Raw genomic sequence first — 11,284 nt, forward strand, 5'->3', positions numbered from 1 at the left:
TCGGCCTGCTTCGCCGCGAGACTGAACGCGCCTTCGGCCGTCAGGTCGCCGCCGCGCGACAGCGACGTCGACACCGTGTATTTCGCGGGCGTCTTGCCCAGCAGCGAGAAGCCGTCGAGCGTCGCGGTCAAGGCGAAGGCGTCGGGCTTCGGCGTCGACGTCGTCGACGTCCAGCTGACGCGCGTCGACCTGCCGGCTGCACAGACGGATGCCGTTTATCAACGGATGATCGGCACGCTGCGCGATCAGGCGGCGCAGGTGCGTGCGGAAGGCGCGGCCGACGTCGAGCGGATCAAGGCCGATGCCGAACGTGAGCAGCAGGCCGTGCTCGCGAACGCATACAAGTCCGCGCAGACGATCAAGGGCGAGGGCGACGCGAAGGCCGCGACGATTGCCGCCGATGCGTTCGGCCGCGATCCGCAGTTCTATCAGTTCTACGCGAGCCTGCAGGCCTACCGGAATACGTTCAAGCGCAACGACATCATCGTCGTCGATCCCGACAGCGAGTTCTTCCGCTTCATGCGCAGCCCGACGGGCGGCGCCGCACCGGCGGCGCCTGCTCCCCGCAAACATTGACTTTGAGGCGCCGCGTCGAGCGGCGCCGTCGCTCGCATGGACCTGGCTGGCTCGTTGTTGCTCGCAGTAGCGCTGATGCTGATCATCGAGGGGGCGTTCCCCTTCGTGTTTCCCGTCGCCTGGCGCGACACGTTTCGTAGAATAGCTGAGCGGCCGCCGCATCATATCCGGATCGGCGGCCTGATCGTGATGGCGCTCGGGCTCGTGCTGCTGCTGCTCGCCACGTGATCCGGACGGCGCATCCGCCGTCCGTCCCGCCCGATTCCGAAGTTCCGATTCAACTCGCGGCGCGCGTGGCGCGCGCCGTTTCCCGTCGTAGGACCGTACCGATGTCGACCTGGTTACTTCCCGAGAATATCGCCGACGTACTGCCGTCGGAAGCGCGCAAGATCGAGGAGCTGCGCCGCAGGCTGCTCGACCGCTTCCGTTCGTACGGCTACGAAATGGTGATGCCGCCGTTGCTCGAGTATCTCGAGTCGCTGCTGACGAGCGGCGGCAGCGACCTGCGCCTGCGCACCTTCAAGCTGGTCGACCAGCTGTCGGGCCGCACGCTCGGCCTGCGCGCCGACATCACGCCGCAGGTCGCGCGGATCGACGCGCACCTGTTGAACCGCCAGGGCGTGACGCGCCTGTGCTACGCCGGCCACGTGATGCATACGCGCCCGCGCGGCCTGCACGCGACGCGCGAGCAGATCCAGATCGGTGCCGAAATCTACGGGCATGCCGGGCTGGAAGCCGACCTCGAGATCCAGCAGCTGATGCTCGACGCGCTGCATCTCGCGGGCCTGTCGCGCATCCGTCTCGACCTCGGCCATGCGGGCGTGCTCGCGGCGCTGCTGGCGCGCGACGCGCAGGCCGCCGAGCGCGGCGAGTCGCTGTACGACGCGCTGTCGGGCAAGGACGTGCCGCTCCTGAACGAACTCACCGACGATCTCGGCGCCGATACGCGCGCCGCGCTGCGCGCGCTGCCGAGCCTTTACGGCGATGCGGGCGTGCTCGCCGAGGCGCGCACACGCTTGCCGGTGCTGCCGGAAATCACGCGGGCGCTCGACGATCTGGCGCAGCTCGCGTCGCAGGCGAAGGGCGCGGAAGTGGCGATCGACCTCGCCGACCTGCGCGGTTATGCATACCACAGCGGCGCGATGTTCAGCGCGTACATCGACGGCGTGCCGAACGCGATCGCGCGCGGCGGCCGGTACGACCACGTCGGCCAGGCGTACGGCCGTGCGCGCCCGGCAACGGGCTTCTCGCTCGACCTGCGCGAGCTCGCGCGGATCTCGCCGGTCGAGGCGCGCGGCACCGCGATTCTCGCGCCGTGGGCGCAGGACGACGCGCTGGGCGCGGCCGTCGCCGCGCTGCGCGATGCGGGCGAGGTCGTGATCCAGGCACTCCCCGGCCACGACCACGTGCTCGACGAATTCGCATGCGATCGTTCGCTCGTCGAGCGTGACGGCGCATGGGTGGTCGAACCCCGATAAACAGGCGTTCGCGGGCCGTGCTTCGACGTGCATATCGTTGAAGCGAAACGGAAAAATTCGGAATCGCCCGCGAACATAGGTAGAATACGTTTTTAACCAGCTAACGAATCAACATGTCTGCCAGCGCAGTGAACGTGACTCCCGGGCGCAATGTCGTCGTCGTGGGAACGCAATGGGGTGATGAAGGCAAGGGCAAGATCGTCGACTGGCTGACGGACCACGCTCAGGGCGTCGTGCGTTTCCAGGGCGGTCACAACGCCGGCCACACCCTCATCATCGGCGGCAAGAAAACGATCTTGCGCCTCATTCCGTCGGGCATCATGCGTGAAGGCGTCGCCTGCTACATCGGCAACGGCGTCGTCCTGTCCCCCGAAGCACTGTTCAAGGAAATCGGCGAGCTCGAAGAAGCCGGCGTGAACGTGCGCGACCGTCTGTTCATCTCCGAAGCCACGACGCTGATCCTGCCGTACCACATCGCGATCGACCAGGCGCGCGAAGCGCGCAAGGGCGCGGGCAAGATCGGCACGACCGGCCGCGGCATCGGCCCGGCGTACGAAGACAAGGTCGGCCGTCGCGCGCTGCGCGTGCAGGACCTGTTCGACGCGAAGACCTTCGCCGACCGCCTGCGCGAAAACCTCGATTTCCACAATTTCGTGCTGACCCAGTACCTGGGCGGCGCGGCCGTCGATTTCCAGGCCACGCTCGACACGATGCTCGGCTATGCCGACCGCCTGAAGCCGATGGTGGCCGACGTGTCGCGCCGCCTGTACGACGCGAACAACGCGGGCCAGAACCTGCTGTTCGAAGGCGCGCAGGGCACGCTGCTCGACATCGACCACGGCACCTATCCGTTCGTCACGTCGAGCAACTGCGTCGCGGGCGCGGCGTCGGCCGGCGCGGGCGTCGGTCCGCAGAAGCTCAACTACATCCTCGGCATCACGAAGGCGTATTGCACGCGCGTCGGTTCGGGCCCGTTCCCGAGCGAACTGTACGATGCGGACAATCCGCAGCGCCAGGACCAGGTCGGCGTCACGCTCGCGAACGTCGGCAAGGAATTCGGTTCGGTCACCGGCCGTCCGCGCCGCACGGGCTGGCTCGACGCAGCCGCGCTGCGCCGCTCGATCCAGATCAACGGCGTGTCGGGCCTGTGCATGACGAAGCTCGACGTGCTCGACGGCCTCGACGAAGTCAAGCTGTGCGTCGGCTACAAGATCGACGGCAAGGACGTGGACATCCTGCCGCGCGGCGCCGCCGACGTGGCGCGTTGCGAACCCGTATACGAAACGTTCCCCGGCTGGAAGGAAAGCACGGTCGGCATCAAGACGTGGGATGCGCTGCCGGTGAACGCGCAGGCATACCTGTCCCGTGTCCAGGACGTGGCCGGCGTGCCGGTCGACATGGTGTCGACGGGCCCGGACCGCGACGAAACGATCCTGCTCCGCCATCCGTTCAAGGTGTAATTCCAAGATGACGCAGCAAATCACGATGACGGCGGCAGACTTGATGACCGATCCGCGCAACGACGACAAGAACCTGTGGGTAGGCTGGGACGAGTATCACCGTCTGATCGAGTTGCTCGCGCTCCAGGTGCACGCGTCGGGCTGGAAGTTCGACCAGATCCTGTGCCTCGCGCGCGGCGGCCTGCGCGTCGGCGACCAGCTGTCGCGCATCTACGACGTGCCGCTCGCGATCCTCGCGACGAGTTCGTACCGCGAAGCGGCCGGCACCGAGCAGGGTGAGCTCGACATCGCGCAGTACATCACGATGACGCGCGGCAACCTCGCGGGCAACGTGCTGCTGGTCGACGATCTCGTCGATTCGGGCGTCACGCTCGCGCGCGTGCAGGAGCACCTGAAGGAGCGTTACCCGTCCGTGACGGCCGTCCGCTCGGCCGTCCTCTGGTACAAGGGTTGCTCGAAGGTCAAGCCCGACTATCACACGCAGTTTCTGCCGACGAATCCGTGGATTCATCAGCCGTTCGAGGAGTGGGACACGGTGCGTCCGCACAACCTCGAGGCGTGGATCAAGCGCGGTCGCGCGCAGCGCGACGGTTCGGGCGCGTAAGCGCCTGGCCGATCGAAGGAAAGCCTGGTACGGCGCCGCTTGCGGCGCCGTTTTTCATTGCGCGGCGGGGGCGTCGGGCGGTGCGTTTCACGAATCCGATAGTAGGCAGACGGCGCTGCCCCGGCTATGATGGCAGCCCTGCCACAGCTCGCGCCGGATTGCATGCGCAGCGTGGATCACGTGGTTCCAAGGCAACAGAGCAGGGCGGCGTTTCACGGGGGCGCGAGTAGAATAGCGCTCGTTTTGTCCGACCCGGACCCGATTATTACGCTTCATATGAACGACACGATCCACGCGACCGACGCCGCACACGCGCCGCATTCGACGCAACAACACTCGATGCGGGCGCTAGCGATAGCAGCCATCGGCGTCGTGTTCGGCGACATCGGCACCAGCCCGCTGTATTCGCTGAAGGAGGCGTTCAGCCCCGCACACGGCATTCCGCTCACCGAAGGATCGATTCTCGGCGTGATCTCGCTGCTGTTCTGGGCAATCATCCTGGTGGTCGGCGTCAAGTACCTGCTGTTCGTGATGCGGGCCGACAACAACGGCGAAGGCGGCGTGCTGGCGCTGATGGCGCTGTCGCTGCGGCCGCTCGACTCGAAGACCCGCGTCGCGGGCGCGCTGATGGCGCTCGGGATCTTCGGCGCGTGCATGTTCTACGGCGACGCGGTGATCACGCCGGCGATCTCGGTGATGTCGGCGGTCGAAGGTCTCGAAATCGCGACGCCGCACCTGTCCCACCTCGTGTTGCCGATCACGATCGTGATCCTGATCGCGCTGTTCTGGATCCAGCGTCACGGCACCGCACTGGTCGGCAAGCTGTTCGGCCCGATCATGGTGCTGTGGTTCGTCGTGATCGCGGCGCTCGGCGTGTACCACATCGTGCGCGTGCCGGGCATCATCGCGGCCGTCAACCCGTATTACGCGGCGTCGTTCATGGCCGACCACCTGCTGCAGGCCTACGTCGTGCTCGGCTCGGTCGTGCTGGTGCTGACCGGCGCGGAAGCGCTCTACGCGGACATGGGCCACTTCGGGGCGAAGCCGATCCGGATCGCCGCGTACGGGCTCGTGATGCCGTCGCTCGTGCTGAACTACTTCGGCCAGGGCGCGCTGCTGATCCAGAATCCGAAAGCGATCGAAAACCCGTTCTTCCTGCTGGCGCCCGAATGGGGGCTGCTGCCGCTCGTCGTGCTGTCGACGGTCGCGACCGTGATCGCGTCGCAGGCCGTGATCTCGGGCGCCTATTCGCTGACGTCGCAGGCGATCCAGCTCGGCTACGTGCCGCGCATGAAGGTGCTGCACACGTCCGAGCTCGCGATCGGCCAGATCTACGTGCCGGTCGTGAACTGGCTGCTGCTGTTCGTGATCCTCTGCATCGTGGTCGGCTTCAAGAGCTCCGACAATCTCGCGGCCGCGTACGGCATCGCGGTGACGGCGACGATGGTGATCACCACGGTGCTCGCGTGCGTCGTGATGGTGAAGGTGTGGAACTGGAACCGGTTGCTGGTCGGCGCGATCATCACCGTGTTCCTCGCGATCGACCTCGGCTTCTTCGGCGCGAACCTGCTGAAGGTCGCGCAGGGCGGCTGGCTGCCGCTCGGCATCGGCGCGCTGCTGTTCTTCCTGCTGATGACCTGGTACAAGGGGCGTCACATCGTCAAGGAACGCACGGCGGCCGACGGTATTCCGCTCGAGCCGTTCCTGCAGGGCTTGCTCGCGCATCCGCCGCATCGCGTATCGGGCACCGCGATCTACCTGACCGGCAACGACAAGCTCGTGCCCGTCAGCCTGCTGCACAACCTGAAGCACAACAAGGTGCTGCACGAGCGGACCATTTTCCTGACGTTCGTCACGCGCGACTTTCCCTATGTGCGCGACGACAAGCGCCAGACCTCGCGCGATGCGGGCGGCGGGCTGTACATCGTCAAGGCCGAGTACGGCTTCAACGAGACGCCGGACGTGAAGGCCGTCCTCGAGGAATTCGGCCGCGCGCACGACATGACGTTCGAGCTGATGGACACGTCGTTCTTCCTCGCACGCGAAACGGTCGTGCCGACCCACCTGCCCGGGATGTCGATCTGGCGCGAGCGCGTGTTCGCGTGGATGCACCAGAACGCCGCGAAGCCGACCGACTTCTTCTCGATTCCGGCGAACCGCGTCGTCGAGCTCGGCACGAAGATCGAGATCTGACCGGACGCGGCGCGCGGGCCGTTCAGCCGCGCGCCACGGCTGCCGGTGCATAAAAAAGCCCGCCTTTCGGCGGGCTTTCTTCTGGCGGCGGCTTTCGCGTGTTCAGCGCTTCAGCTTCGCGAATGCCGCGGCCATCGCGCCGGCCGGTTCCGGCTCGCGCGAGCGCTGCGGGCGAGCCGCGCCGCGCGCCGCGTTGCCGCGATCCTGGCCGCCGCGCGACGACATGCCGGGCGCTGCCGCGTCGTCGTCGAGGCGCATCGTCAGCGCAATGCGCTGGCGCTTCACGTCGACGTCGAGCACCTTCACCTTGACGACCTGGCCGGCCTTCACGACTTCGTGCGGGTCCTTGATGAACTTCGTCGACATCGCGGACACATGGACGAGGCCGTCCTGATGGACGCCGATATCCACGAACGCACCGAACGCGGCGACGTTCGTCACGACGCCTTCGAGCGTCATGCCCGGCACGAGATCCGACACCTTCTCGACGCCTTCGCGGAACGTCGCGGTCTTGAATTCCGGCCTCGGATCGCGGCCCGGTTTCTCCAGTTCGGACAGGATGTCGCGCACGGTCGGCAGGCCGAAACGTTCGTCAACGAATTCCGTCGGGGACAGGCCCGACAGCGCTTCGCGGTTGCCGAGCACGTCGTCGATGCGCTTGTTGATCTTCGCGAGCATCCGTTCGACGACCGGATAGGCTTCCGGGTGCACCGACGAGCGGTCGAGCGGGTTCTCGCCGCCGTTGATGCGCAGGAAGCCGGCGGCCTGCTCGAAGGTCTTGTCGCCGAGGCGCGGCACCTTGCGCAGGTGCTCGCGCGACGGGAACGGGCCGTTCGCATCGCGGTAGTCGACGATGTTGCGGGCGAGCGTCGCGTTCAGGCCCGACACGCGTGCCAGCAGCGGGACCGATGCGGTGTTCGCGTCGACGCCGACCGCGTTCACGCAATCCTCGACGACCGCGTCGAGCGAACGCGCGAGTTCGCGCTGGTTCACGTCGTGCTGGTACTGGCCGACGCCGATCGCCTTCGGCTCGATCTTCACGAGCTCGGCGAGCGGGTCCTGCAGGCGGCGTGCGATCGACACGGCGCCGCGCAGCGATACGTCGAGCTCCGGGAATTCCTTCGCGGCGAGCTCGGACGCCGAGTAGACCGACGCGCCGGCTTCGGACACGACGATCTTCTGCAGGCGCAGCTCCGGGTGTTTCGCGATCAGTTCGCTCGCGAGCTTGTCGGTTTCGCGCGACGCGGTGCCGTTGCCGATGCTGATGAGTTCGGCCTGCGTCTGCGCGGCGATGCGGGCGAGTTTCGCGATCGAGCCGTCCCAGTCGCGGCGCGGCTCGTGCGGGTAGATCGTGTCGGTCGCGAGCACCTTGCCGGTGCGGTCGACGACCGCGACCTTCACGCCCGTGCGCAGGCCGGGGTCGAGACCGATCACGGCCTTCGGGCCGGCCGGCGCGGCCAGCAGCAGGTCGTTCAGGTTGCGCGCGAACACGCGGATCGCCTCGGTTTCGGCCGTTTCGCGCAGTTGCGTGAGCAGTTCGTTCTCGATATGCGGCTGCACCTTCACGCGCCAGCACCAGCGGCAGACGTCGGACAGCCATTTGTCGGCCGGGCGGTTCTGGTTCGCGATGCCGAAATGGCGCGCGATCATCGCCTCGCCGGGATGCGGCACCTGCGCGTCGAGCTCTTCGCCGAGGCCGAGCTTGACCGTCAGGACGCCCGCGTTGCGGCCGCGGAACAGCGCGAGGGCGCGGTGCGACGGCACGGTCTTGATCGTTTCCGCGTAGTCGTAATAGTCGCGGAATTTCTCGCCTTCCTCGTTTTCCTTGCCCTCGACGACCGCCGACGACACGACGCCCTGGTTGTGCAGGTAGTCGCGCAGCTTGCCGAGCAGCTCGGCCGTTTCGCCGAACTGTTCGGACAGGATGTCGCGCGCGCCGTCGAGCGCGGCCTTCACGTCGGCGACACCCTTGTCGGCGTCGACATACGCGGCCGCCTCGGCCTGCGGGTCGAGCAGCGGGTTCGCGAGCAGGGCCTGCGCGAGCGGCTCGAGGCCGGCTTCGCGGGCGATCTGCGCACGCGTGCGGCGTTTCGGCTTGTACGGCAGATAAAGGTCTTCGAGCACCTGCTTGCTGTCGGCCGCGTCGATCGCGGCGCGCAGTTCGTCCGTCAGCTTGCCCTGTTCGTCGATGCTCGACAGGATCGCCGCGCGGCGATCCTCGAGTTCGCGCAGATACAGGAGACGTTCCTCGAGCTGGCGCAGCTGCGTGTCGTCCAGGTTGCCGGTCACTTCCTTGCGGTACCGGGCAATGAACGGAACGGTCGAGCCTTCGTCGAGGAGTTGCACGGCCGCCGCGACCTGGCGCGGCTGGACGGACAGTTCGGTGGCGATGCGCTGTACGATCTTGAGTGCTACGGTTTCCGTCATGTCGTGGATGATCTGCCTGCTGAAATCGCGGCGCGGGCCGGCAGGCCCGACGCGGCGGGCTGCATGGCGGGCCCGACGGGCCTGATGCCGCGGGTGAGTGAAGCGGGGCATTTTGCCATAAATGGCGGAGCGTCCAGCCGGGGGTGATAGAATTTGACACATGTCCCGCAGCTTTCCTACGACGTTGCCAACTTCCCGAATTTCTCTCGTCGCGCTCGGCGCAGCGCTCGCCGCGGCTTTGTCCGCCGGGCCTTCCGGCGCGTTCGCGCAAGCCTCGGGCGCAACCGCGCCGGACGCCGTCGCGGCCGCGCCCGTTGCGGCCTCCGCCGCACCGGATTTCGACGCCCGTCAAAAAGTGCTCAATCAACGCACCGCGGAAAACGATTATCGTTATGCGGTGGCCGAGCATAATTGCTACAGCACCTTTTTCGTCAATCACTGTCTCGGCAAGGCGCGCGACCAGATGCGCGACGAGCGCGCGAGCATCCGTCAGGAGCAACTCGCGCTCAACGACGAGCAGCGCGCGGTGCGCGCGCAGCAGCGCGACCAGCAGCAGGCACTGAAGCAGGCGCAGAACGCGGCGGAAGCGCCGCAGCGGGCGGCGAACGATGCGGCGAACGCGGCTGCGTTCCGCGACAAGCAGGAGCAGAATGCACTGAAGCAGGCGCAGCGCGGCGCGGAAGGGCCGCAGCGCGCGGCGAGCAAGCAGGCATACGACCAGAAGCAGGGCGACTTCCAGCGCAAGCTCGACCAGGCGCACCAGCAGGCGGCGCAGAAGGCGCAGGAGCGGGCGGACAACGCCGCGCGCTACGAGCAGAAGCAGAAGGAAGCCGCGCAGCACAAGGCCGATGTCGAGCGACGTCAGCAGGAAGCGGCCGAGAAGGCCAGGCAGCAACAACAGCAGGGGCAGTAACGTGTTGGATTGATCGGGATCAGTCTCGGGCGCGTCGGCATGCCAGCCGCCGCGCTGCTTCGATGAGGAGGCAACTATGCAAAACCGTCACACGGAACAGCAGCAGGAATTGCACAACCGTTTGGCTGCATTGCAGGAGCAGCACCAGCAGCTCGCTCGGGAGATCGAGCTGAAGGAAGGACACTCCGACATCGACGACATCACGCTGCACCGGCTGAAGAAGGAAAAGCTGGCAGCCAAGGACAAAATCATTCTGCTGCAATCGCAGCTCGAACCGGATAAGCGCGCCTGAGCGCGGCCTGGCAAGCGCCGGCGCCGCCCGGGCGCTGGACACAGGAACGCTTGCCTTGAATTCACCGCTTGAAGCCACCCCCGATGCCCGGCGTGACGCGACGTCCGCCGGACGCGTTCGTGCGCCCGAAGGCACCTTCGAGCTGAGCCGCAAGCGCGTCGACGAACTCGACACGATTTTCGGCGAGGGCGGGTTGCTGGCGCGCGCGCTCGACGGCTACCGGCCGCGTACCTCGCAGATCGAGATGGCGCGCGCGGTCGCGTCGGCGATGGAAGCGTCCGCGCGCCGGATGCCCGAGCCCGAGATCTTCGAAACACGCAAGCGGCCGGCGCGCCGCCTCGGCGACGGCGACAAGGCAGCCGAGCCGGGCGCGGACGGCGCCGCATCAGCCGAATCCGACACCGATGCGGCCGACAACACGCTGATCGTCGAAGCCGGTACGGGTACCGGCAAGACCTACGCGTATCTCGTGCCCGCGATGCTGTGGGGCGGCAAGGTGATCGTGTCGACCGGCACGAAACACCTGCAGGACCAGCTGTTCCAGCGCGACATTCCGACCGTGCGCAACGCGCTCGCGGTGCCGGTGTCGGTGGCGATGCTCAAGGGGCGCGCCAACTACCTGTGCCATTACTACCTGCAACGCACGGCCGACAACGGCCGCCTGCCGTCGCGGCAGGACACCGCGTATCTGCAGGAGATCGTCCGCTTCGCGAAGATCACGAAGAGCGGCGACAAGGCCGAGCTCGCGAGCGTGCCGGAAACGGCGCCCGTGTGGTCGATGGTCACGTCGACGCGCGACAACTGCCTCGGCCAGGAGTGCCCGCATTACAAGGAATGCTTCGTGATGCAGGCGCGGCGCGAGGCGCAGCAGGCCGACGTGGTGGTCGTCAACCATCACCTGTTCTTCGCGGACATCATGCTGCGCGACACCGGGATGGCCGAATTGCTGCCGAACGCGAACACGGTCATCTTCGACGAAGCGCACCAGTTGCCGGAGACGGCGACGCTGTTCTTCGGCGAGACGCTGTCGACCACGCAGATCCTCGAACTCGCCCGCGACACGGTGGCCGAGGGCCTGGGCCACGCGCGCGACGCGGTCGAGTGGGTGAAGCTCGGCGGCGATCTCGAACGTGCGGCGCGCGACTTGCGCCTCGCGTTCGCGAACGACCAGATCGTGCGCATGTCGCTGGCGCAGCTCGGCGACGATCATCCGATGTTCGGCGCGCTCGACGCGCTCGACGTGGCGCTCGACGCGCTCGCGTCGGCGCTCGCGAGCCAGGCCGAGCGGGCGGAGTCGCTCGGCGCGTGCCTGCGGCGCGCGCGTGAGCTGCAGGATCTGCT

At 67.1% G+C, this 11,284-nt stretch carries 9 protein-coding genes and 1 pseudogene; 9 read left to right on the plus strand and 1 reads right to left on the minus strand.

Annotated elements, in window-relative coordinates; all coding sequences use genetic code 11:
• Positions 1-123: 123 nt before the first annotated feature.
• The 6 genes and pseudogenes from G3N62_RS31830 to G3N62_RS31855 all read left to right on the plus strand — a co-directional run.
• Positions 124-576 (plus strand): annotated as a pseudogene (locus tag G3N62_RS31830) (SPFH domain-containing protein); the annotation flags it as partial.
• A 36-nt stretch (positions 577-612) separates the two neighbouring features.
• Positions 613-804, plus strand: a complete 192-nt coding sequence (locus G3N62_RS31835; RefSeq protein WP_009687995.1) for a DUF2065 domain-containing protein — start codon at positions 613-615, stop codon at positions 802-804.
• Positions 805-905: 101 nt separating this feature from the next.
• Positions 906-2,054: an ATP phosphoribosyltransferase regulatory subunit gene (locus G3N62_RS31840; RefSeq protein WP_034188631.1), complete on the plus strand. Its 1,149-nt coding sequence runs from the start codon at positions 906-908 to the stop codon at positions 2,052-2,054.
• Positions 2,055-2,167: 113 nt separating this feature from the next.
• The gene (locus G3N62_RS31845; protein WP_034188630.1) at positions 2,168-3,514 is read left to right on the plus strand and encodes an adenylosuccinate synthase; all 1,347 of its coding nucleotides are present in this window, start codon (positions 2,168-2,170) and stop codon (positions 3,512-3,514) included.
• A 7-nt stretch (positions 3,515-3,521) separates the two neighbouring features.
• On the plus strand, positions 3,522-4,118 hold the full coding sequence (locus G3N62_RS31850) for a phosphoribosyltransferase (protein WP_006485899.1): 597 nt from the start codon (positions 3,522-3,524) through the stop codon (positions 4,116-4,118).
• Positions 4,119-4,394: 276 nt separating this feature from the next.
• Entirely contained in the window at positions 4,395-6,311 is a 1,917-nt protein-coding gene (locus G3N62_RS31855; protein ID WP_049036608.1) for a potassium transporter Kup, read from the plus strand.
• Between the two features lie 102 nt (positions 6,312-6,413).
• On the opposite strand, the gene G3N62_RS31860 is transcribed toward G3N62_RS31855, so the two are convergent.
• The gene (locus tag G3N62_RS31860; RefSeq protein WP_034188628.1) at positions 6,414-8,738 is read right to left on the minus strand and encodes a Tex family protein; all 2,325 of its coding nucleotides are present in this window, start codon (positions 8,736-8,738) and stop codon (positions 6,414-6,416) included.
• Positions 8,739-8,898: 160 nt separating this feature from the next.
• Between G3N62_RS31860 and G3N62_RS31865 the strand changes: the two genes are divergently transcribed.
• The 3 genes from G3N62_RS31865 to G3N62_RS31875 all read left to right on the plus strand — a co-directional run.
• Positions 8,899-9,651, plus strand: a complete 753-nt coding sequence (locus G3N62_RS31865) for a hypothetical protein (RefSeq protein ID WP_034188627.1) — start codon at positions 8,899-8,901, stop codon at positions 9,649-9,651.
• A gap of 76 nt (positions 9,652-9,727) precedes the next feature.
• Positions 9,728-9,943 (plus strand): YdcH family protein, encoded by a 216-nt coding sequence (locus tag G3N62_RS31870; protein WP_006478692.1) that lies wholly within the window; start codon positions 9,728-9,730, stop codon positions 9,941-9,943.
• A gap of 55 nt (positions 9,944-9,998) precedes the next feature.
• On the plus strand, positions 9,999-11,284 hold a 1,286-nt coding region (locus G3N62_RS31875), incomplete at its 3' end, for an ATP-dependent DNA helicase (protein WP_206141420.1).

The organism is Burkholderia sp. Tr-20355 (assembly GCF_017104685.1).
Classification (GTDB): Bacteria; Pseudomonadota; Gammaproteobacteria; order Burkholderiales; family Burkholderiaceae; genus Burkholderia; species Burkholderia seminalis.